At 71.6% G+C, this 22,922-nt stretch carries 17 protein-coding genes; 8 read left to right on the plus strand and 9 right to left on the minus strand.

Features of this window, described 5'->3' with window-relative positions:
• Positions 1–104 precede the first annotated feature (104 nt).
• Genes ACIBK0_RS32150 through ACIBK0_RS32160 form a run of 3 tightly spaced genes read right to left on the minus strand, consistent with a single transcriptional unit; the run spans position 105 to position 3,987 of the window.
• Positions 105–2,492, minus strand: coding sequence for a xanthine dehydrogenase family protein molybdopterin-binding subunit (locus tag ACIBK0_RS32150; protein WP_399087626.1), 2,388 nt, complete (start codon positions 2,490–2,492; stop codon positions 105–107).
• A gap of 2 nt (positions 2,493–2,494) precedes the next feature.
• A complete protein-coding gene (locus tag ACIBK0_RS32155) occupies positions 2,495–3,097 on the minus strand; it encodes a (2Fe-2S)-binding protein (protein WP_399087628.1) in 603 nt (200 codons plus the stop codon).
• Positions 3,097–3,987, minus strand: a complete 891-nt coding sequence (locus tag ACIBK0_RS32160) for an FAD binding domain-containing protein (RefSeq protein ID WP_399087630.1) — start codon at positions 3,985–3,987, stop codon at positions 3,097–3,099. The genes ACIBK0_RS32155 and ACIBK0_RS32160 overlap by 1 nt, the downstream gene beginning before the upstream one ends.
• Before the next feature lie 410 nt (positions 3,988–4,397).
• Between ACIBK0_RS32160 and ACIBK0_RS32165 the strand changes: the two genes are divergently transcribed.
• Both ACIBK0_RS32165 and ACIBK0_RS32170 read left to right on the plus strand, forming a co-directional pair.
• Positions 4,398–6,071, plus strand: a complete 1,674-nt coding sequence (locus tag ACIBK0_RS32165; RefSeq protein WP_399087632.1) for a PucR family transcriptional regulator — start codon at positions 4,398–4,400, stop codon at positions 6,069–6,071.
• A 150-nt stretch (positions 6,072–6,221) separates the two neighbouring features.
• Positions 6,222–6,995, plus strand: a complete 774-nt coding sequence (locus ACIBK0_RS32170) for a hypothetical protein (RefSeq protein WP_399087634.1) — start codon at positions 6,222–6,224, stop codon at positions 6,993–6,995.
• A 308-nt stretch (positions 6,996–7,303) separates the two neighbouring features.
• Here the strand turns inward: ACIBK0_RS32170 and ACIBK0_RS32175 are convergent, their stop codons facing one another.
• Positions 7,304–7,615 (minus strand): hypothetical protein, encoded by a 312-nt coding sequence (locus ACIBK0_RS32175; protein ID WP_399087636.1) that lies wholly within the window; start codon positions 7,613–7,615, stop codon positions 7,304–7,306.
• 146 nt (positions 7,616–7,761) lie between these two features.
• Positions 7,762–8,607: a GntR family transcriptional regulator gene (locus ACIBK0_RS32180; protein WP_399087638.1), complete on the minus strand. Its 846-nt coding sequence runs from the start codon at positions 8,605–8,607 to the stop codon at positions 7,762–7,764.
• A gap of 157 nt (positions 8,608–8,764) precedes the next feature.
• On the opposite strand from ACIBK0_RS32180, the gene ACIBK0_RS32185 reads away from it, so the two are divergent.
• Together ACIBK0_RS32185 and ACIBK0_RS32190 are read left to right on the plus strand one after the other, a co-directional pair.
• The gene (locus ACIBK0_RS32185) at positions 8,765–9,643 is read left to right on the plus strand and encodes a (2Fe-2S)-binding protein (protein ID WP_399087640.1); all 879 of its coding nucleotides are present in this window, start codon (positions 8,765–8,767) and stop codon (positions 9,641–9,643) included.
• Between the two features lie 303 nt (positions 9,644–9,946).
• A complete protein-coding gene (locus tag ACIBK0_RS32190) occupies positions 9,947–10,981 on the plus strand; it encodes a DUF2637 domain-containing protein (RefSeq protein WP_399087642.1) in 1,035 nt (344 codons plus the stop codon).
• A 91-nt stretch (positions 10,982–11,072) separates the two neighbouring features.
• On the opposite strand, the gene ACIBK0_RS32195 is transcribed toward ACIBK0_RS32190, so the two are convergent.
• The gene (locus tag ACIBK0_RS32195) at positions 11,073–11,525 is read right to left on the minus strand and encodes an ATP-binding protein (RefSeq protein WP_399087644.1); all 453 of its coding nucleotides are present in this window, start codon (positions 11,523–11,525) and stop codon (positions 11,073–11,075) included.
• Positions 11,526–11,740: 215 nt separating this feature from the next.
• On the opposite strand from ACIBK0_RS32195, the gene ACIBK0_RS32200 reads away from it, so the two are divergent.
• Positions 11,741–14,749 (plus strand): alpha-mannosidase, encoded by a 3,009-nt coding sequence (locus ACIBK0_RS32200; protein ID WP_399087646.1) that lies wholly within the window; start codon positions 11,741–11,743, stop codon positions 14,747–14,749.
• Positions 14,750–14,781: 32 nt separating this feature from the next.
• On the opposite strand, the gene ACIBK0_RS32205 is transcribed toward ACIBK0_RS32200, so the two are convergent.
• Positions 14,782–15,279, minus strand: a complete 498-nt coding sequence (locus tag ACIBK0_RS32205; protein WP_399087648.1) for a hypothetical protein — start codon at positions 15,277–15,279, stop codon at positions 14,782–14,784.
• Positions 15,280–15,421: 142 nt separating this feature from the next.
• Here ACIBK0_RS32205 and ACIBK0_RS32210 point away from each other — a divergent pair, with 142 nt between their 5' ends.
• Positions 15,422–17,032 carry a helix-turn-helix domain-containing protein gene (locus ACIBK0_RS32210; RefSeq protein WP_399087650.1) on the plus strand — a complete coding sequence of 537 codons (1,611 nt, stop codon included), beginning with the start codon at positions 15,422–15,424 and terminating at the stop codon, positions 17,030–17,032.
• Here the strand turns inward: ACIBK0_RS32210 and ACIBK0_RS32215 are convergent.
• Positions 17,029–18,771: a pyruvate dehydrogenase gene (locus ACIBK0_RS32215; protein ID WP_399087652.1), complete on the minus strand. Its 1,743-nt coding sequence runs from the start codon at positions 18,769–18,771 to the stop codon at positions 17,029–17,031. The two genes, ACIBK0_RS32210 and ACIBK0_RS32215, sit on opposite strands and share 4 nt — an antisense overlap.
• A 110-nt stretch (positions 18,772–18,881) precedes the next feature.
• Positions 18,882–20,621, minus strand: a complete 1,740-nt coding sequence (locus ACIBK0_RS32220) for a protein phosphatase 2C domain-containing protein (protein ID WP_399087654.1) — start codon at positions 20,619–20,621, stop codon at positions 18,882–18,884.
• A gap of 574 nt (positions 20,622–21,195) precedes the next feature.
• Here ACIBK0_RS32220 and ACIBK0_RS32225 point away from each other — a divergent pair.
• Positions 21,196–22,176, plus strand: a complete 981-nt coding sequence (locus ACIBK0_RS32225) for a winged helix-turn-helix transcriptional regulator (RefSeq protein WP_399087656.1) — start codon at positions 21,196–21,198, stop codon at positions 22,174–22,176.
• 159 nt (positions 22,177–22,335) lie between these two features.
• Positions 22,336–22,818, plus strand: a complete 483-nt coding sequence (locus tag ACIBK0_RS32230) for a DUF456 domain-containing protein (RefSeq protein ID WP_399087658.1) — start codon at positions 22,336–22,338, stop codon at positions 22,816–22,818.
• Positions 22,819–22,922 lie beyond the last annotated feature (104 nt).

Raw genomic sequence — 22,922 nt, forward strand, 5'->3', positions numbered from 1 at the left:
TTGCCGATGTGCCAAGTTCCGCGAGCGGTGCGGTACTTGAGTACTCCGGGCGGCGCGGCGAAGTGTGACGTTCCCTCGCCGCCCGGAGAGTCCTGCCCGGTGCCTTACGCGGTGCCCGTGAGGTGCTCGGGGCGTACCGGCGTCCGGTTGAGCTCCAGACCCGTCGCGTTCCGGATCGCCGCGAGGACGGCCGGGGTGGACGACAGGGTCGGGGCCTCACCGATGCCACGGAGCCCGTACGGCGCGTGGTCGTCGGCGAGTTCGAGCACGTCGACGGGGATGGTCGGCGTGTCGAGGATGGTGGGGATCAGGTAATCCGTGAAGGAGGGGTTGCGCACCTTCGCGGTCCTGGGGTCGACGATGATCTCCTCCATGACCGCCACGCCCAGGCCCTGGGTGGTGCCACCCTGGATCTGGCCGACGACGGACAGCGGGTTGAGTGCCTTGCCGACATCCTGGGCGCAGGCCAGCTCGATGACCTTGACCAGACCCAGCTCGGTGTCCACCTCGACCACCGCGCGGTGCGCGGCAAAGGTGTACTGGACGTGGCCGAAGCCCTGCCCGGTACGCAGGTCGAAGGGCTCCGTCGGACGGTGCCGCCACTCGGCCTCGACCTCGACGGGCTCGCCTTCGAGCACGTCGACCAGGTCGGCGAGGACCTCGCCGCCGTCGGTGACGACCTTGCCGCCCTCCAGGAGGAGTTCGGCGGTGGCCCAAGCGGGGTGGTACGTACCGAACTTGCGGCGGCCGATCTCCAGGACCTTCTCGCGCACGAGCTCGCAGGAATTCTTGACGGCGCCACCGGTGACGTACGTCTGACGCGACGCGGACGTCGAACCGGCGCTGCCCACCTGCGTGTCCGCCGGGTGGATCGTCACCTGGGTGACGCCCAGTTCGGTGCGGGCGATCTGCGCGTGGACGGTGACGCCGCCCTGGCCGACTTCCGCCATGGCCGTGTGGACGGTCGCGACGGGCTCGCCGCCCACGACCTCCATCCGGACCTTGGCGGTCGAGTAGTCGTCGAAGCCCTCGGAGAAGCCGACGTTCTTGATGCCGACCGCGTAGCCCACACCGCGTACGACGCCTTCGCCGTGCGTGGTGTTGGAGAGGCCGCCCGGCAGCTGGCGTACGTCGGCGGCCTCGCCCGCCGCGAGCCACTGCTGCTCCGGCGGCAGCGGCATCGCCTTGACACGGCGCAGGAGTTCGGCGACCGGGGCCGGTGAGTCGACGGCCTGCCCGGTCGGCATGATTGTCCCCTGCTCCATCGCGTTGAGCTGACGGAAGGCGACCCGGTCCATGCCCACCGCGTCGGCGAGCTTGTCCATCTGGGCCTCGTAGGCGAAGCACGCCTGGACCGCGCCGAAGCCGCGCATGGCGCCGCAGGGCGGGTTGTTGGTGTAGAGGGCGATGGCCTCGATGTCGACGTTGTCGACGACGTACGGTCCGGCACCCAGCGAGGAGGCGTTGCCGACGACCGCCGGGGAGGCCGACGCGTAGGCGCCGCCGTCGAGCACGATCCGGGCCTTCAGGTGGGTGAGCTTGCCGTCCTTCGTCGCGCCGTGCTCGTAGTAGAGCTTCGCGGGGTGACGGTGGACGTGCCCGAAGAAGGACTCGAAACGGTTGTAGACGATCTTGACCGGCTTGCCGGTGCGCAACGCCAGCAGACAGGCGTGGATCTGCATCGACAGGTCCTCACGGCCGCCGAAGGCGCCACCGACGCCGGAGAGCGTCATGCGGACCTTGTCCTCGGGCAGGCCCAGGACCGGGGCGATCTGCTTGAGGTCCGAGTGCAGCCACTGGGTGGCGATGTAGAGCTCGACACCGCCGTCCTCGCAGGGCACGGCGAGACCGGACTCCGGGCCGAGGAAGGCCTGGTCCTGCATGCCGAAGGTGTACTCGCCCTTGACGACGAAGTCGGCCTTCTTGGCGGCCTCTTCGACGTTGCCGCGGAGGATCGGCTGGCGGTGCACGATGTTCGGGTGCGGGACGTGGCCGATGTGGTGGTCGTCGCGGCCCTCGTGGATCAGGATCGCGTCGGGCGCGGTCGCCGAAGCCTCGTCCGTGATGACCGGGAGTTCCCTGTACTCGACCTTGATCTTGGCGGCGGCGCGGCGCGCGGTCTCCGGGTGCTCGGCGGCGACGATGGCGACCGGCTCGCCGTGGTGGCGTACCTTGCCGTGCGCGAGGACCGGGGTGTCCTGGATCTCCAGGCCGTAGTTCTTCACCTCGGTGGGCAGGTCGTCGTACGTCATGACGGCGTACACGCCGGGCTGCGCGAGGGCCTCGGAGGTGTCGATCGACACGATCTCGGCGTGGGCGACGGTGGAGCGGAGGATCTGGCCCCAGAGCATGTCCTCGTGCCACATGTCGGAGGAGTACGCGAACTCGCCGGTGACTTTGAGGGTGCCGTCCGGGCGCAGCGTGGACTCGCCGATGCCGCCCTTGGTCTTGGAGCCCTGCGTGATGTTGGTGGGCGTACCAGTGGTACCCATGGTCAGACCGCCTCAGACTGCCGGGCGGCCGCGAGGCGGACCGCGTCCATGATCTTCTCGTAGCCGGTGCAGCGGCACAGGTTGCCCGAGAGCGCCTCGCGGATGTCCGCGTCGGTCGGGTTCGGGGTGCGCTCCAGCATCTCGTCCGCCGCGACCAGCAGACCCGGGGTGCAAAAGCCGCACTGGACGGCGCCGGCGTCGATGAACGCCTGCTGGATCGGGGAGAGTTCCCCGCCCTCGCCGGTCTGCGAGTCGTGGCCCTTGGCGGCCCACTGCTTGGCCTCGTCGAGCGAGGTGCCCGGCGTCCCGGAGGTGCCGCAGGCGCCGGTGGCGCAACCGCCGTGCTCCGCGCGCTGCTTGGCGAAGTCCGCGAGACCCTCGACCGTGACGACCTCGCGGCCCTCGACCTGACCGGCCGCGACCAGACACGAACACACCGGCACACCGTCGAGGCGGACCGTGCAGGAACCGCACTCGCCCTGCTCACAGGCGTTCTTCGAACCCGGCAGGCCCAGGCGCTCCCGCAGCACGTACAGCAGGGACTCGCCCTCCCACACGTCGTCGGCTTCCTGCTGACGGCCGTTGACCGTGAAATTGACGCGCATTACGCGACTCCCTCCGTGCCGGCGGCGGTGCCGCGGTACGACTCCCAGGTCCAGGTGAGCGTCCGGCGGGCCATGATGCCGACCGCGTGGCGGCGGTAGCTCGCCGTGCCCCGGACGTCGTCGATCGGGTTGCAGGCGGCGGAGCACAGGTCCGCGAACTGCTTGGCGACCGACGGGGTGATGATCTTTCCGTTGTCCCAGAAGCCGCCCTCTTCGAGCGCCGCGTTCAGGAACTCCTCGGCGGCCTTGGCGCGGACCGGGGTCGGCGCGGCCGAGCCGATGCCGGTGCGGACCGTGCGGGTCTCGGGGTGCAGAGCCAGGCCGAAGGCGCACACCGCGATCACCATCGCGTTGCGGGTGCCGACCTTCGAGTACTGCTGGGGGCCGTCCGCCTTCTTGACGTGTACGGCCCGGATCAGCTCGTCCGCGGCGAGCGCGTTGCGCTTCACGCCGGTGTAGAACTCGTCGATCGGGATCAGCCGCGAGCCGCGTACGGACTCGACCTCGACCTCGGCGCCCGCCGCCAGGAGCGCGGGGTGGGCGTCACCGGCCGGGGAGGCGGTGCCGAGGTTGCCGCCCACGCCGCCGCGGTTGCGGATCTGCGGGGAGGCCACGGTGTGCGAGGCCAGGGCCAGGCCGGGAAGCTCGCCGCGCAGATTCTCCATGATCTGGGTGTACGGAACGGAGGCGCCCAGGCGCACGCTCTCCTCGCCGACCTCCCACTCGCTCAGCTCGCCGATGCGGTTCAGGTCAAGGAGGTACTCGGGCCGACGGTGGTCGAAGTTGATCTCGACCATCACATCGGTGCCACCCGCAATCGGCACAGCGGTGGGGTGCTCAGCCTTGGCGGCGAGCGCCTCCTCCCAGCTGGCGGGGCGAAGGAAGTCCATGAGTGGCTCTCTTCTTCGTATCGTGGGTCGTTCTGTTTGAGCCAAAGATCGTGTGCGGCGGCCCGGCTCGTTCATGAGTTGTTCACGCGGATCGGGGTCAGTACACCGCGCCGTACAACGCCGGGGTCAGTCACCGAAACCATGAAGGAGTTGGCTGGCCAGGGCGCGCATCTTGTAGATTCGTATGAACGGAGGGCACCAGTAACCTCCTTGTTTTCCTCTGGAAACTTCAAGCACGGCCCGGGACAGAGAGAGCACAGCTCGCGAAAGCCCAGGACACAGCCTCGGAGGGGGCGGGACCGGCGTCCTGGGCACACGCGGGCCGACTCTCCGGAGTCCGAGAATCCGCTCGCCGGGTCCTCAGCACAGATCCATCGTAGATTTCGAGACAAAGAACGGCGGCGACGAGAATGCGGCTGCGCGCACTGCTGGACACCGACGCGCTGGGCCTGCGGCTGCTCGGCGGCGAGGACGAGCTGGACCGCACCGTCCGCGGTGTGATGACCACGGACCTCAAGGACCCCAGCCGCTATCTCTCCGGCGGCGAACTGGTCCTCACCGGCCTCGCCTGGCGGCACGACGCCGACGACTCGGAGCCCTTCGTACGCATCCTCGCGAGCGCCGGGGTCGCGGCGCTGGCCGCCGGTGAGGCGGAGCTGGGCGACATCCCCGACGACCTCGTCGTGGCCTGCGCCCGGCACCGGCTGCCGCTGTTCGCGGTGAACGAGTCGGTGGCCTTCGCGACGATCACCGAGCACGTCGTACGGCAGGTCTCGGGCGAGCGCGCCGGGGACCTGGCCGCGGTGGTGGACCGGCACCGGCGGATGATGACGTCGGGCCCGGCCGGCGGCGGTCCCGACGTGGTCCTGGACCTGCTCGGCACCGACTTGGATCTGCGGGCCTGGGTCCTCTCGCCCACCGGGCGGCCCATCGCGGGCTCGAAGCTCACGGGCCCCGGACTGCCCACGGGCATGTGCGCCAAGCTGGCCGCCGAGCATCTGGCGGCGGCGCGCACCGGACGCCGCGGCCCACACCGGGTGACGGTCGGCACGACGACGTACTCGCTCTTCCCGATCCGCTCGGCCGGGCGCTCCACGGGCGCCTCCCGCGACGTGCGCGAAACGGTGCTGTCCGACTGGCTGCTCGCCGTCGAGGCGGACGCCGGGGACTGGCCCGACGAGCGGCTCGACCTGCTCCAGGGCGTCACCCAGCTGATCGCGGTGGAGCGCGACCGGCGGGACGCCGCGCGCACGGTGCGCCGGCGGCTCGCGCAGGAGGTCCTGGAGCTGGTGCAGACGGGCGCCGCGCCGGCCGAGATCGCGGCCCGGCTGCGGGTGGCCGCGCCGGTGCTGCTGCCCGGACTCGGGGCGGCCCCGCACTGGCAGGTGGTCGTGGCCCGTGTCGAGTGGGACGGCGGCGAGATCGAGGGCGGTCCGGTCGCCCAGTCGCTCCTGGAGGAGATCCTCGTCGACCCGCTCTCGACGGGCCCCGAGCACTCCGACCGCATCGCCGTCGCCCACACGGGTGACGAGGCGATCGCGCTCGTCCCCCTGCCGGCGGTGTCGACGGAACACGACGGCTCCGAGTCGGGGTTGCTCGCCGACACGCTCCTGGAGGCCGTACGGGACCCGCTGTCGGCCGGCCTGAACGACGACGGGCGGCTCACCCTCGGCGTCAGCGCCGCCGTGCACTCGGCGGAGGGGCTGCGCGGCGCACTGGAGGAGGCCCGGCACGCCCGCCGGGTCGCCGCGGCGCGCCCGGGTCGGGTGTGCGCGGCCGGGCACCAGGAACTGGCGTCGCACGTGCTGCTGCTCCCCTTCGTGCCCGACGACGTGCGCCGCGCCTTCACCGCCCGACTGCTCGACCCGCTGCGCGACTACGACCGCCGCCACCGCGCCGAGCTGATCCCCACGCTGGAGGCGTTTCTCGACTGCGACGGCTCGTGGACGCGCTGCGCCACCCGTCTGCACCTGCACGTCAACACGCTGCGCTACCGGGTGGGCCGTATCGAGCAGTTGACGAGTCGGGACCTGTCGCGACTGGAGGACAAGCTCGATTTCTTCCTGGCGTTGCGCATGAGTTGAGGTCGCGGGCTCGTCGGCCCCACGGTCCCCAAGTGGCGCCGGTGTCCCACGACTTTGTGAAATCCTTCACCCACCCCCTTGGCCGGGCCCCGCGATCCGTGCTGAGATGCCACCACTCAACAGCTCAATGGTGTGCTCGGGGAGGGCAACGTGGCGCATACCGCCATGTCTGGTTCCGGAACGACTGCAGGGGACGATCCACTCCAGACCGCGGTATGGCGGCTGCGCTCACGCGCCTGCTGGGCCGACGCTGCCGCGCTGCTCAAGCCGCACACCGCGGAGGCGGCGCTGCAAAGAGCCTCGCTCCTCGTCGAGCGGTGCCTGTACACCGAGCAGGGCTGGGCCGAGGCCGAGGACGCGCTGCGCACGGCGGAGGCGGTGGCGCAGAGCGACGACGAGCGGGGCGCGGCGGCCTGCGAGCGCGGACAGCTCGCCTACGCGGCCACTCTGCTCGGCGTACGTGACCGCGCGGACGAGGCACGCGCCGCGCTCGGCCGGGCGGCGGCCCTGATCGCGCCGGGCGCCGCCGGGCGAGCCCTGCTGGACTTCCGGCGCGGGCTGCTGGCCGAGAACCTCGCGCGCTCGCCGCAGGCCGCGCGGGCCGCCTACCGGCGTGCTCACGCGGGGGCGGTCGCCCATGGCGACCCGCTGCTGCTCTCGTTCACCTGGCGGCATCTCGCCGGACTCGCCCTGCGGGACGGGGAGTTGGCGGAGGCGCGACACGGCTTCGCCGAGTCTTTGCGGATCCGTGAGGAGTTGGGGTATCTCGTGGGTACGGCTCCGGCGTTGGCGTCCCTGGCCGACGCGGAGGCCGAGCCCGAGGCTTCTCGGCTGCGCGCCGAGGCGGGGCGGTTGTTCCGGTTGCTCGGGGGCGTACCCACCTGGCTGGCACAGCAGCTGACCCCGCCCGCGGCGACAGCCTGAGAGCGCGAAGGGCATCCACGTCCGGCGGCTGCGGGTGGTTCGTGGCCGGTCGCCCAGTTCCTCGCGCCCCTTACCGCTGCCGCCCGTACCCGGAGTCCGCCGGAACCTTCCGAGGCCTGTCGCTTGGATCAGGCCGGATCAGGGAGCGGGGCTTGGCGCGTGCAGCCGCAAGGCGGAGGAGGGAGTCGACGCGATGGGGGTCCCCCCGCGCGAGCGAAGCCGAGCGTGGGGGGAGTCGGCGAACGACGACAACGCCGCAGATGTGCGCGCCAAGCCCCGCGAGCCCGGCCTGATCCACACGACCGGCCCTAGCTGCTCTGGACGTGCACCAAGAGGTTGCGGGCGAACGTCGCCACACTGGTGCGGAGTTCGGGGTCACGGGCCACGTAGACGACCACCGCCACGATCACGAGGAGCGTGAGGAAGCCGCGCAGTCCGCCACCGCGGCTGCCGCCGTAGGACATGGGGCGGTGCAGCTGGGGCGCGCCCGAGTGCGGGCCGTGGGCGCGGGCCATGTCGTGCATCTGACGGTGGTGGCGTACCTGGTTCTGATGGATCTGCTGGGCCTGCTGTGCGGCCTGCTGTGCCTGCTGCTGCGCCATCCAGGACGGGTCGGGCATCGGTCTCTCCCCCGGTTTCGGTCCGGCTCTCGCCGTGTACGCGAAGGCACGCGCGCGGGGCGGCCCGGGTTCCCGGCGAAGGGGTGTGTTGCGCGGACCGTACGGATCCGTGACACGGGTGAGCGGAAGGGCACCTATCCGCGGTGTCAGGACGCTCCGGCGAAGTGCTCCCGCACCAGGGACTGCACGACCGCCAGGTCCTCGGCGATCAACGCGTCCAGCAGGGAGGTGTGTTCGGCGGCGTCGGCTACGAGGTCCGCGCGGCCTCGGCCCACGGGGCCGCCGACCAGGGGCCACTGGGCGCGGCGGTGCAGGTCGTCGGCGATCTGCACCAGCTGGACATTGCCCGCCAGGGCGAGCACCCCGCGATGGAAGGCCCGGTCGGACTCGGCGTAGGTCGCGCGGCAGCCCGAGGAGGCGGCCCGTACCGTCGCCTCGGCAAGCGGGCGCAGGTCCGCCCAGCGGGCCGCGGGCACGGTGCGCGCGAGCCGCAGCAGCACCGGGACTTCGATCAGAGCCCGGATCTCGGCGAGTTCGGCCAGCTCCCGCGTGCCGCGCTCGACGACCCGGAAGCCCCTGTTGGGCACGACCTCGACGGCGCCCTCCAGCGCGAGCTGCTGCATGGCCTCCCGTACCGGCGTGGCGGACACCCCGAACCGCTCGCCGAGCGCGGGCGCCGAGTACACCTCTCCGGGGGCGAGCTCGCCGGCGACGAGCGCGGTGCGCAGGGCGTCGAGGATCTGTCCGCGTACGGAGGCGCGCTGGACGACAGGACGCGCGCCCTCGGCGCGCGGGCGCGGGATGGGCGTCTCGCTGTGCGTGTGCTCGCCGCGAGCGCCGGCGCCGGCGCCCTCGGCGGCGACACCCCGCTTGCGGTCCACATCCGCGGCCTGCGGCTGTGCGGGTACCCGAACGACCCCCGTACGGATGTCCGGGACTCCGGCCCCCCTACCGACGGAGCCGTGCGCATTGCGCGGGCCGGCCTGCTCCACGGGGTCCTCCTCCGGGGTTGGTGGCACTTGGGGGTCATTGCGGCGGTTGTTACTCGTCCGTCAAGCACCATAGGCGCACAGAGCCTCAGTTCAAACATCATGTACACGGGGTAAGGTAAGCCTTACCTGTAAACGATCGTGAAGCGGTGGTCCTCGCATGCCCGCTCCCGCCCTCCCCTCCGGCACCCCGGCCGCCACCGACGTACGCCCGGCCTCCTCGCCCGTCGCGGACGCGTACGCCCGGCTGACCGAGGCCTTCCCCGGGCTGAGCGTCACGGAGCTGCAACACGGGGAGGCGACCCCGCGGGACAGCGGCTGGGTCTCCGCCGCCCGGCTCGCGGAGGGCGGGGCCGGTCTCGACGCGTTCCTGGCGTGGGACGAAACACAGGTCATCCGGGACTACGGACAGCGGGCGCGGCCGGATGTGGTGGCGAGCTTCGGGCTGCACCGGTACGCCTGGCCCGCCTGTCTGCTGATCACGGTCCCGTGGTTCCTGCTGCGCCGCGTACCCCGCTTTCCTGTGGAGCACGTCACATACGACCGGGCGCTCGGCCGGATGGCCGTCCGGGTCACGACCTTCGCCTGTCTGCCCGACGATCCGGCGGCCGGCCTGCCCGGCGCCCGGGTCGTACCGGACGAGGAGACGCTGCGGGCGCAGGTGCGGGCCGCCGTCGCCGAGCATCTGGAACCGATCCTCGGCGGCTTCGGCCCGCGCATGCGGCGGCGCGGCCGTGCCCTGTGGGGCATGGCGACCGACGAGATCGTCGAGGGCCTCTGGTACGTCGCCCATCTACTCGGCGAGGAGCGGCGCGCGATGCGCGAGCTGGAGCTGCTGCTGCCGGGGGCGACGCAGCCGTACGCGGGCTCCGCCGCCTTCCGTGAACTGACCGGTCCGAACGGGGAGACGCTGCCCACCCGCGACCGGGCGAGCTGCTGCCTCTTCTACACACTGTGCCCCGAGGACACCTGTGCCACCTGCCCGCGCACCTGCGACGCGGATCGCGTGGCCAAGTTGACGGCTGCCGCCGCCAGTTGAGGCCTTCGCAGGACGGGGCACGGCCCCGGATCCCGTAAGATCATCCGCGACCGGGACACCCGTGCGGTTACAGGCGATTCACAAATTCCTCACTTGTCGCAGGAACTTTCCGTGGAACCATCCGTACGGGTAATCTTATTCGCACTCAACTCCCGTCCCTCGCGCGGCAGTTCGAGCAGAATGTCGCCCTGCGCATCCCCTTGCACATCCTTGGCGGCCTCTTGCCCCGAAACCCCCTGAGGGCCGACGGGATTGGGCCACTATGGCGGGCGTTACGCCCTATCCCAATGCAAGGGACCCCAGATGAGACTGACCGACATATCGCTGAACTGGCTGCTTCCGGGCGCCGTTTTGCTCCTGGGACTGCTGGCGGCGGTGGCGGTGCTCGCGCGCGGCAAGCGGTCCGGGGAGAACGCGAGCAGTGACGACTCGTGGGAGCGCAGCGAGGAGCGCCGCAGGCGTAAGGAAGCCATCTACGGCACGGCTTCCTACGTGCTGTTGTTCTGCTGCGCCGCGGTCGCCGCAGCACTCTCCTTCCACGGCCTGGTCGGCTTCGGCGAGCAGAACCTCGGCCTCTCCGACGGCTGGGAGTACCTCGTCCCGTTCGGCCTGGACGGCGCGGCCATGTTCTGCTCCGTCCTCGCGGTCCGCGAGGCCAGCCACGGTGACGCGGCGCTCGGCTCCCGGATACTCGTATGGACGTTCGCAGGCGCCGCGGCCTGGTTCAACTGGGTGCACGCGCCCCGGGGCATCGACCACGCGGGCGCCCCGCAGTTCTTCGCGGGCATGTCGCTGTCGGCCGCCGTGCTGTTCGACCGCGCGCTGAAGCAGACCCGCCGTGCCGCACTGCGTGAGCAGGGCCTGGTCCCGCGTCCGCTGCCGCAGATCCGCATCGTCCGCTGGCTGCGCGCGCCCCGTGAGACCTACAGCGCCTGGTCGCTGATGCTCCTGGAGAACGTCCGCTCGCTCGACGAGGCGGTCGACGAGGTGCGCGAGGACCGGCGCCAGAAGGAGCAGAACCGACTGCGCCGCCGCAATGAGGAGCGGGTCGAGCGGGCGCACCTCAAGGCGCTCAGCCGCGGCCACCGGGGCCTGCCCGGCCGCGGCGCCCGGCAGCAGCTGGAGACCACCGTGGAGCGAGCTCCCGCCCAGGCCTCCGCGGAGCCTGCCATATCGCCGGAGCAGCTGCCCGTACGCTCACGGCCCTCCCTTACGCCCGTCCGCAAGAGCACTGAGCCGATCACCGTCGACCTCACCGCCGAGGACGACACGATGGCCCTGCCGCGACTCGACTCGCTGGAGCGCAAGCTCAAGGACCTCGAGCAGCAGTTCGGCTGAGGCCTGGGCGCACATCCGATCCCGAGCGCCCGGACGGTCCGGCCGCCCAGCGGCCGGACCCCGGACAGGACGACAACGGCGGCGCGGTGTCCTACACCGCGCCGCCGTCCAGTTCGAACCAGACCGCCTTGCCCACGCCGTGCGCCCGTACGCCCCACGCGTCCGCGAGGGACTGGACGAGAACGAGGCCTCTGCCGTGCGTACCGTCGTCGGCGTTCGGTACCCGCAGTCTGGGCCTGCGTCCCACGAAGTCCCGGACTTCCACGCGGAGTCCGTGGGGTCCGACGGTGGCCGTCAGGACCGCGTCGTGGTCGGTGTGAATGAGTGCGTTGGTGACGAGCTCGCTGGTCAGCAGCTCGGCTATCTCGGACCTTCCCGGCTTCCCCCAGTGACGTAACAGCTCCCTCAGTGCCTTTCGGACCTCCGGCACGGCCCGCAGGTCCGCCCTCCCCAGCCTGCGCCTGAGCTGCGCGTCACCCGGCTGGTCGGTCGCCTTGTCGGCCGCTTCCTCCACTGCCTTCGCGGAGGAGGCCCCGATGGCCATCGGACCACCTCCTCGTGCCTGCCTCTTCATGACCCCCGCCTGCACGCCGATGTCGGTTCCCTCCCGCTCGAACACGTTCACGGGGATCCATGCCCCGTCGGCAACGCGACAGTCATGTCGAATCGTGAACCACCCGCCGGGCGCGCACGGATGCGCCGCATCTCGGCGGGGAAGTGACACTGTGCACAGAGCCGTCCGAGCGCCGAGGAGCCGCCGTGCACGACGACCGTTCGCTGGTGGAGGGGCGACTGGAGCGCGCGCTGCGACAGTTCCTGCGCCCCGCGCAGTACGCGGACCGGGTGCCCCTGGTGCTGTCCGTGTGGCATGTACCCGGTGAGCCGGTGCCCGTCGACCAGGCACTGCAGGCCGCGTACGAGCCGTTCATGACCGGCACGGTCTGGGGAAAGCCCTGGTCGACGAGTTGGTTCCGTATCGAGGGCCGGGTGCCCGAGGAGTGGGCGGGCCGCCCTGTGGAGGTGGTGATCGACCCGGGGTTCACAGGCGACGGCCCCGGTTTCCAGGCGGAGGGGCTCCTGTACGACGCTGCCGGCGTCCCCCTCAAGGGGATCCACCCGCGCAACCGGCATTTCACGGTCGCCGCGCCCGCGCAGGGAGGCGAGGCCGTGCATCTGCTGCTGGAGGCGGCGGCCAACCCGGCTGTGCTGCACGGCTTCGAACCGACGTCGCTCGGGGACGTGCTGACCGCGGGCGATCGGCCCATCTACCGATTCGCGGCTGCCGATCTCGCCGTACTCGACAAGGACGTGTGGCAGCTCGTCCTCGACATCGAAGTGCTGTCGGAGCTGATGCACGAGCTGCCCGTGGACCGGCCCCGACGGCACGAGATCCTGCGCGCGCTCGAGGACATGCTGGACGCACTCGACCTGCACGACGTGTCCGGTACGGCGGCCGCCGCCCGGGCCGAGCTGACGGACGCACTGTCCCGGCCAGCCTCGGCCAGCGCGCACCGGATCTCGGCCGCCGGGCACGCCCACATCGACTCGGCGTGGCTGTGGCCGCTGCGCGAAACGGTCCGTAAGGCCTCGCGCACCTTCGCCAACGTCACCGCGCTCGCCCAGGACTACCCGGAGCTGCTCTTCGCCTGTTCGCAGGCCCAGCAGTACGCCTGGGTCAAGGAGCACCAGCCGCACATCTGGGAACGCATCAAGAAGGCGGTGGAGGAAGGAAATTGGGCCCCGGTGGGCTCGATGTGGGTCGAGTCGGACGCCAACATGCCGGGCGGTGAGGCGCTGGCCCGCCAAATCATCCACGGCAAGCGCTTCTTCGCACAGGAACTGGGCGTCGAGACCGAGGAGATCTGGCTGCCCGACTCCTTCGGCTACACGGCCGCCTTCCCCCAACTGGCCAAGCTCGCGGGCGTCCGCTGGTTCCTCACCCAGAAGCTGAGCTGGAACCAGTCCAACAAAATGCCCCACCACACCTTCTGGTGGGAGGGCATCGACGGCACCCGCGTCTTCACCCATTTCCCGCCCGTGGACACCTACAACTCCCAGTTCCACGGCCGTGAACTCGCCCATGCGGAAAGGAACTTCGCCGAAAAGGGACGGGCCACCCGCTCACTCGTCCCGTTCGGCTGGGGCGACGGCGGGGGCGGCCCGACCCGCGAAATGCTGGAGAAGGCACGGCGGTTGCGGTCCCTGGAGGGCTCGCCGCGTGTCGCGATCGAGCGGCCTTCGGCCTTCTTCGCGGCCGCCGAGGAGGAGTACGGGGCCCACGCGCCGGTGTGGTCCGGCGAGCTGTATCTGGAGCTGCACCGGGCCACGTACACCACGCAGGCGAAGACGAAGCAGGGCAACCGCAGATCGGAACACGCCCTGCGCGAGGCCGAGTTGTGGTGCACCGCCGCGGCCGTACGCGACCCTGCGTACGCCTACCCGTACGACGCCCTCGACCGGCTCTGGAAGACGGTGCTGCTGCACCAGTTCCACGACATCCTGCCGGGCTCGTCGATCGCGTGGGTGCACCGCGAGGCACGGGAGACCTACGCACGGGTGCTCGCGGAGCTGGAGGAGATCACGGCCGAGGCGGTACGGGCGCTGGGGCCGGGCTCGCCCGCGGTGCTGAACGCCTCGCCGTACGAACGCACGGAGGTGGTCGGGGACGGGCTGGTGACGGTGCCGGGGCTCGGGAGTGTGGCCGTATCGGCCGCTGTCGGAGCGGGTGTGCGGGTCGAACAGGCCGGGGACACCATCCTGTTGGAGAACCAGTGGATGCGGGTGACGGTCGACCGCGACGGGCTGCTCGCCTCCGTCCGGGACCGCGTGGCCGACCGCGAAGTGCTCAGCGGCCCCGGCAACCTCCTCCAGCTGCACCCCGACCACCCGAATGCGTGGGACGCCTGGGACATCGACCGGCACTACCGACGCAGGCACACGGATCTGACGGCCGCCGAGTCGGTGGAGCTCGTCGAGAGCGGGCCGCTGCGCGCGACCGTCCGCGTCGTCCGCGCCTTCGGCACGTCCCGCGTCACCCAGGAGATCCGGCTGACGGGGGCGAGCCGCCGGCTGGACATCGTCACGGACATCGACTGGCAGGAGTCGGAGAAGGTGCTCAAGGCCGCCTTCCCGCTCGACGTGCACGCCGAACGCTCCGCCGCCGAGATCCAGTTCGGCCATGTGCACCGTCCCACCCACACCAACACCGGCTGGGACGCGGCCCGCTTCGAGATCTGCGCGCACCGCTGGCTGCGGGTCGCGGAGGACGGATACGGCGTGGCCGTCCTCAACGACTCGGCGTACGGCCATGACGTGACCCGCACGCCGCATGAACACGGGCTGGGCACGACCGTACGGCTCACGCTGCTGCGCGCCCCGCACAGCCCTGACCCGGAGACGGATCTGGGCACGCACCGGTTCACCTACGCGCTGTTGCCGGGCGCTGGTGTGGGGGACGCCGTCGCGGAGGGGCTCGCCCTGAACCTCCCGCTGCGATCGGCCGCGGCGCCGTCGCTCGAACCGCTGGTGAGCGTCGACAACCCGGCCGTCACCGTCGAGTCGGTCAAGCTCGCCGAGGACCGCGGTGGCGATGTGGTGGTCCGGCTGTACGAGTCCCGGGGCGGGCGCGCACGGGCCACGTTGACCACGGGCTTCCCGGTGGCCCGGGCCCAGGTGGCCGACCTGCTGGAACGGCCGCTGCACGAAGCCCCGCCGGAATTCGAGCTGCGGCCGTTCCAGATCCTCACGCTGCGGCTGCGACCGGCGTAGGCCGCGGGCGCGCTAGTGCCGCTGACGCGGCACTAGTTGCCGCCGATGCCCTTGGCGCCGATGTGGATGATCTTGTGGCCCCTCCGGGTCATGTCGACGACGAGCTTGGTGGTCGTGCGGTCGCCCCAGGTCAGGGTGATGGCGGCCTCCGTGTGGTCGGCCGTGCCGTTGTCGGTGACCGTCCACTTCACCGGGACGTTCTGGGCACGCAGGATGCCGTCCGCGTGGTTCCGGTCCTCCCACGCCGTCACTTCCCTGAGGTAGTCGGCCTGGACGTAGAACTTCCGGAGCTCGGTGGCGAGCTTGCCGCCGTGGTCCGGGTCGCTCTGTGCGTCGATGTACGCGCCGTAGAAGTCGGCGATCCGGGTGATGTTGTCCGACGGCTTGCCGCTGATGGTGCGCTGTGCGGCGGCTCCCGTGGTCGCCTCCGCGGATGCGGTGAGTGCGAGCGGGAGGGCGAGGGCGGCGGCGAGGCCGACGGCCAGGGCGGCGCGGCGGAGCGGCTTGCGTGCGGTGGTGTTGCGGTTCATCAGTGTGCTTCCCCGATTTCGGTGGTCCGATGGTCTGGTCGTCGCGACACCAAGAGCATCGGCGGCCGCCTGGGGCAGGCACAACGGACCGCGCCCGATCCGCAACGGTGGAACAGTCCCAGGCCTTCTGACCTCCCCCTACATGGAGTGCCTGGGATGCCGTCCTGGGACGGGAGACGGGGGAACGGTGTCGACACAGGACGACGTCGAGGAGTTCGCGGCGCTGCTGAGGCGTCTGAAGGCAGGCACGGACCGCAGTTACGGTGCTCTCGCGCGCCGCCTGAACATGAACACATCGACGCTGCACCGCTACTGCGCAGGGGACGCGGTGCCGCTGGACTTCGCTCCCGTGGAGCGGTTCGCCGCGATGTGCGGGGCGACGCCGGCCGAGCGGATCGAACTGCATCGGCTGTGGATCCTGGCGGTGGCGGCACGACAGCGGTCGCGTGCGTCGGCCGCACCCCAGGCCCCGAAACGGGTGGAGGACAGCGGCCCACCGCCGCACCCGGCGGGCGACTCCGGCGCGAGCGCGACCCCCGCCTCAGATCCGGGCCACGCCTTGGACCCGACGCCCGCCCCGGACCCGACCCACACGTCAACCTCAAAGCCCACCTCAGACCCAAGCCCCTCCTCGGACCCAAGCCCCTCCTCGGACCCGACGCCCGCAGCGGGCCCGACCCACTCGTCCGCCGCCGACCCGACCCATGTCACCCGTCCGACGGTCTCCGCCGGCCGGACGGGCATCGCCCACCCCACGGACGGCCTCAGCCCGACGGATGCCCCCGGCCGACTGCCGACGGGCGAGCCCACCCCGGGCCCGCCGTCCCGGCGGCCCTGGTACCGGCGGCGCGTCACCGTCACCGCCGCCGTGACCTCCGCGCTGCTCGCCACGCTGGGCAGCCTGTCGGCGCTGTCGGCCGACCGCTCCTCGACCGACGGCGGCAAGGTGTCCGGCGCGTCCTCGTCGAAGGCGCCCGGCGCGACTTCCCCGAGGGCGTCCGGCGGTCGTCACGGCTCCCCATCCCCGAGTTCCTCCAACGGCGGTGAACAGCCGTCCGACACCCCCTCGCCGAAGGCGCCCGGCTCGGGGCACGACTCCCCGGGAGCGTCCGCGAGTTCCTCCCCCGACTCCCCCAGCGTCGCCCCGGTCACCTGGACCGCGAACTCGCAGCTCTGGCAGCTCGGATGCAGCCACGACTACGTCATCCGCAAGTCCCCCCAGCAGGTCCCGCCGCCCCCGGCCCCGCAGGACGCCGAGACCTGGGTGAAGACGCAGGGCGCGGTGCACGGGCACGAGACGCTGGTGGAGGTCTCGGTGCAGGGGCGGACGGACACGGCCGTCGTCCTGGAGGCGCTCCGGGTGCGTGTCGTGGGGCGCGACGCCCCCGTGAAGGGCACCGCCTACGCCATGGACCAGGGCTGCGGCGGAGACATGAGCCCCCGCTCCTTCGCCGTTGATCTGGACGTCGACCGGCCCATCGCCCGCGCGGTTCCGGGCAGCGACACGGGCGAACCGCTTCCCGCGCGGCGCATGCCGTACAGGGTGTCGGCCCACGACCCGGAAGTGCTCCTGGTCGACGCCCGCACCGAGGACTGCGACTGCCGCTGGTACCTCGAACTCGACTGGTCCTCCCAGGGACGCAGCGGCACCGTCCGGATCGACGACCACGGTCGCCCGTTCCGCACCAGCGGCATCAAGGGCCTGCCCCACTACTGGTACGCGGGCCGCCGCTGGACCCCCCTCACCGGCTAGGGCCGCGGCACGTTGCGCAGGTTCGAGCGGGCCAGCTGCACCATGCGGCCGACCCCGCCGTCCAGGACGATCTTCGAAGCGGACAGCGCGAACCCCGTCACCATCTCCGCGCTGATCTTCGGCGGGATGGACAGTGCGTTGGGGTCGGTGACGATGTCGACGAGGGCCGGGCCCTTGTGCTTGAAGGCATCCTTCAGTGCGCCTTCAAGCTGTTTGGGCTTCTCGACCCGGACACCGTACGCACCGCAGGCGCGGGCGACGGCCGCGAAGTCGGGGTTCTTGTTCGTGGTGCCGTACGAGGGCAGGCCGGCCACCAGCATCTCCAACTCGACCATGCTCAGGGAGGAGTTGTTGAAGAGGACGACCTTCACCGGCAGGTCGTACTGGACGAGGGTGAGGAAGTCGCCCATCAGCATGGAGAATCCACCGTCGCCGGACATCGAGACGACCTGCCGGTTCTGGTCGGTGAACTGTGCGCCGATCGCCATCGGCAGCGCGTTCGCCATCGAGCCGTGCGAGAACGAACCGATGACGCGGCGGCGGCCGTTGGGCGAGATGTAACGGGCCGCCCAGACATTGCACATCCCGGTGTCGACCGTGAACACCGCGTCCTCGGCGGCGAGTTCGTCGAGCACGGAGGCCACGTATTCGGGGTGGATCGGGATGTGCTTCTCGACCTTCCTCGTGTACGCCTTGACGACGCCTTCGAGCGCGTCGGCGTGCTTCTTCAGCATCTTGTCGAGGAAGCGCCGGTTCTCCTTCGGCTTCACGCGCGGGATGAGGCAGAGCAGGGTCTCCTTCACATCACCCCAGACCGCCAGGTCCAGCTTCGAACGGCGGCCCAAGTGCTCGGGCCGGACGTCGACTTGGGCGATCTTCACATCGCTGGGGAGGAAAGCGTTGTACGGGAAGTCGGTGCCGAGCAGGATCAGCAGATCGCACTCGTGGGTGGCCTCGTAGGCGGCGCCGTAGCCGAGCAGTCCGCTCATGCCGACGTCGAAGGGGTTGTCGTACTGGATCCACTCCTTGCCCCGCAGCGCGTGCCCGACCGGGGACTTGATCTTCCCGGCGAACTCCATGACCTCGGCGTGCGCGCCCGCCGTGCCGCTGCCGCAGAAGAGTGTGACCTTCTCGGCCTCGTCGATCATCGCCACGAGCTTGTCGATCTCGGTGTCGCCGGGGCGGACCGTGGGCCGGGAGGTGACGAGGGCGGTCTCCAGGGGCTTGTCCGGGGCGGGCTCGGCGGCGATGTCGCCGGGAAGGGAGACCACGCTGACGCCGGACTGGCCCACCGCGTGCTGGATGGCGGTCTGCAGCAGCCTCGGCATCTGCTTCGGGCTGGAGATCAGCTCGCTGTAGTGGCTGCACTCGCGGAAGAGCTGGTCGGGGTGGGTCTCCTGGAAGTAGCCGAGACCGATCTCGCTGGACGGGATCTGTGAGGCGAGGGCGAGGACCGGAGCCATGGAGCGGTGGGCGTCGTACAGGCCGTTGATGAGGTGGAGGTTGCCGGGGCCGCAGGAGCCGGCGCAGGCGGTGAGCTTGCCGGTGATCTGCGCCTCCGCGCCGGCGGCGAAGGCGGCGGTCTCCTCGTGCCGGACATGGATCCAGTCGATGGCCGAGTTGCGCCGAATGGCGTCGACGACAGGGTTGAGGCTGTCGCCGACGACTCCGTACAGCCGCTTGACGCCCGCGCGGGCGAGGATGTCGACGAACTGTTCGGCGACGTTCTGCTTGGCCATGCTTCACGCACCTCTTCGCGATCCTGGGATCCCTGGGATCCCTCGGGTCTTGCGGGTCCCCCGGGGCCCGTGGTCCATCCCCTGGATCCATGAATTCACAAGGCGCGCGGTTACGCCTCCCAAACGGCCGCGGCCGTGCGGTCGTCGGCGTATCCCTTGACCCGCACCAAGGTGTCCGCGAGGAAGGCGGCGAGGCCGGGCGGTTCCGCCGCCGACCACCGCTCCGTCAGGTGTTCGGCGAGTTCGGGTTCGCCGCGCAGCGGCTCCGCCAGGCCGCCGGTGCAGAGCAGAAGCGTGTCACCCGGCTGGGCGACGGAGGCGCGGAACCGGAAGGGGTCGCGCGGCGGTGCGGGGGCGGGTTCGTACGGGCTCGGGGGCGTGGTGATGCCCAGGTCCATGGTGAGCCGGTCGCCCTCGGGGGTCTCGTGGGGCAGCGATCCGAAGCCGACGACGGCCTCGCCGGTGGCCTCCGCGACCCGAGGCTCGATGTCCTGCCACTCGCCGTCCCGCAACCGGAACAGGCCGCCCGCGCCGACGCCGAAGAAGACGCGCGTGCGGCACCCCGGGTCGGCCGGCAGCAGCAGGCAGCGCAGGCCGGCGGTGTACTCCTCCGGTTCGATGCCCTGCTCGGCCGCGCTCGCCCGCAGTTTGCCCAGGCTGCGGTCGGTGAGCCGGTGCAGTCCCGACTTCAGATCGCCGCGCCGGGCGGCCCGGATGTCCTCGGCCAGCCGTGCGTGGCTGCGGCCCACGGCGCGCCCGATCCACTGGCACGCCTCGGCCGCCGCCCGGTGCGCGCCCGGGGTGGCCCGCGCGCCGGTGGCCATCGCGACGAGCACCAGCGCCTGCTCCCCCGTCCCGAACCGGGCGGTGAGCAGCGAGTCCCTGCGTGGCTCGCCCCGGTAGCGAGCGGAGTCCCCGCGCACGGACGCGGCCCGCAGCGTGCTCGTCCCGTAACGCGCGCCGTCCAGCACGGTGTCGGCGACCAGGTCGTCGAGGTCGTCCGGGTCGGCGGGCGGGAGCGCGGTCGGTTCGGCGTCGTAGGTGGGCGGGCCCGAGCCCACGTAGTCGACGGCGGGCGGCTGATGGGGGACGGAGAGGGCAGGTTCGCCGGGCGGGGCGTCCTCGGGGGCGGAAGTGGGCCGCGGGGGCCGGGCGTCGGACGGAGTGATCGGCAAGGTGTCGCCCACAGGCACGGCAGGCGGTGAGGTGGGGGCCGGTGGCGCGTCCACGGGTGCCCTCGACGCGGGCACCGCGCTGCCGGGCGACTCCGTGGACGTTCGGCTCCCGCGCTCCTGCGGGGGAAACCCGGGTGGTGGCGGCCCGGGAGGGAAGGTCGCGGGAGCCGGTGGTTCGGGGGGCGGGGGCTCCCAGGGCGCGGGTTGCGGGGCGAGGCCACTGCGCTGGAGCGGGCCGGGGTCAGGGCTCGGACCGGGGATGTCACCGCGCTCCCGCCGGCCGGGCCGCGGCGCAGACCTCTCAGGCGCACCCCCTGCGGGTGCACGTCCCTCGGGTGTCCGCGGCGTCGCCCCCGGCCAGGCCCCGGACGCGGACGCGGCGTCGCGCTGCTCCGGTACCGCGGGGGGCTGTTCCGGTTCGGCGGGGGACGCGCCCGGCACCGTGGGAGGTCGCTCCGGCTGCCGCGGGATGTCGGGCGCGGGCGTGTCCGGTCGCCGTGCGGCGGCGGCCGGCCCCCCGGCGGTCTCCAGTCCCACCGTCCCCGCGGCCGACGCGAACCGATCGTCCAGAGAATCGGCCGCGGCCGCGGGCCCCGTGTCCTCGGTGGAGTCGTCGTACAACTGCCCCCACCAGTCGTCCTCATGACCGGTTGGCTTCTCCCCCTGCTGGCTCATGCCCCCAATTGTCCACCGCCGGAGCCGGATGAAAACGGGGCATCCGGAAAAACCGGCCCGCGGGTTGGATGCCGCACGGCGATACGAAGCCGCCGGACGGTCCCACCCCCCACGGGAGAACCGCCCGGCGGCGCCTGGGTGACCGGACTTGGCCCTGTCGTCGAACTCCCGCCTGCCCCGCGACGCCTGGCACACTCCCCCACTGCCGACAGGACCTAGTGCCCCAGCAGGCAACGTTCGCCCCGTCGCGGCGATGGCCGCGACGGCGCCCTCCGGATACACGTACAGGTCCGAGCCGGACTGCCGGGTCTGCGTGAAGGGAGTGTTGCCGTCCTACGCGATATCGCTCCGCCCAAAGTCCCACTCCCCAAGGTCGTTCCACGCGCGTCCGCGCAGGCCGAACAGGTTCAAGCAGGGTATTGCGGGCGGTGGTTGGTGCTGCGGTGGCGTGAGCTTGGCAGAGAGGCAGGTGGTGCGGGGATGATGTGCCGAGGCGGGTTTGCGCCGTGGCTGCTTCCCGCCACGGACACCCGCCGACCGGCCGGAACGGATCCTTGGGGAGGGACATCGCCGCATGCTGGGAGCGATAGGTCTGGACGAGACGCACGAGTCGGCCTACCGGGCGCTGGTGTCGGTGGGCGCCGCCGACGTGCCCGATCTCGCGCGGCGGCTCACGCTCGGCGAGTACGACACCGAACTCGCCCTGCGCCGGCTGGAGCGGCACGGTCTCGCCGCCCAGTCGTCGGCACGGCCCGGACGCTGGGTCGCGGCGCCGCCCGGGGTCGCCCTCGGCGCGCTGCTCACCCAGCAGCGGCACGAGCTGGAGAAGGCGGAGCTCGCGGCAGCGCTGCTCGCGGAGGAGTACCGGGCGGCGGCCGCCGAACCTGCAGTGCACGACCTGGTCGAGGTGGTGATCGGCGCGGCGGCGGTCTCGCAGCGGTTCCTGCAGCTCCAGCTCGGCGCCGCCGAGGAGGTGTGCGCGCTGGTCACCGGGAATCCGGTCGCGGTCTCGGGGATGGACAACGACGCGGAGGAACAGGCCGCGGGCCGGGGCGTCGGCTATCGCGTGGTGCTCGAACGGGCCGTCCTCAACCAGCCCACCGGCATCACCGAGCTGTCCGCCGCGCTCAGCCGCGACGAGCAGGTGCGGGTCGTGGACAAGGTGCCGACCAAGCTGGTGATCGCCGACCGGACGCTCGCGATGGTCCCGCTCACCTCGCACACCGCGGAGCCCGCGGCGCTCGTGGTGCACGCGAGCGGCCTCCTCGAGCTGTTGTCGGGCCTCTTCGAGTCGGTGTGGCGGGACGCGCTGCCGCTGCGGCTCGGCAGCAGAGGTGTCAGCGAGCAGGAGCCCGACGGCCCCGACAGCACCGACCTGGAAATCCTGTCGCTGCTGCTGGCCGGGCTGACCGACGCAAGCGTCGCCAAACAGCTGGATCTGGGCCTGCGGACCGTCCAGCGCCGAGTGAAGCGGCTGATGGAGCTGACGGGCGTGACGACACGACTCCAGCTGGGCTGGCACGCGTACGAGCGGGGCTGGGTGGCGCGGGACTGACACCGGCGGGACGACTGCTGTCAGCGGGACGGCTGCTGTCGGCGGAGCCGGCCGGCGCGGGACTGACAGCAGCCCGGCTGGAGGACGCGGTACTGCCGGCGCGGCCACTCGGCGCGGTACTGACCTGCGGTCGGGGGCCCGCTCAGTCACTCTGGGCAGATGGGAGTGTGGGAACTCCTGCTGGTCGGCGTGGTGATTCTGCTCGGCCTTGCCGGAGTACTGGTGCCCGGTGTGCCGGGGTCGTGGCTCGTCTGGGCCGCGGTCCTGTGGTGGGCATTGACCGACCCGCGAGCGCTCTCCTGGGCCGTGCTCGTGGGCGCGACCGTGGTCCTGCTGCTGGCCCAGGCGGTCCGCTGGGTACTGCCGCCGCGGCGGCTGCGCGCGAGCGGGGCCACCACCCGGATGGCGGTGTACGCCGGGACAGGGGCGCTGCTCGGCTTCTTTCTGCTGCCGGTGGTGGGCGCGATACCCGGCTTCATCGGCGGGATCTATCTCTCCGAGCGGCTGCGGCTGGGCGGACACGGACAGGCGCGGGCGGCGGTGCGGACCGCGATGCGGTCGGGCGGGTGGAGTGTGCTGACGGAGCTGTTCGCCTGCCTGCTGATCATGGGGGCGTGGTTGGCGGCGGTGATCCGGGGCTGAGTGCCATCGTCCAGGCACACGGCTGCCATTCATGTACACACCTACACATCGGATCTCTCTCCAGCCATTGACGGTTCGCCGCACCATCTCTACGTTTCGGTCTG

Source organism: Streptomyces sp. NPDC050564 (assembly GCF_044457265.1).
Lineage (GTDB): Bacteria > Actinomycetota > Actinomycetes > Streptomycetales > Streptomycetaceae > Streptomyces.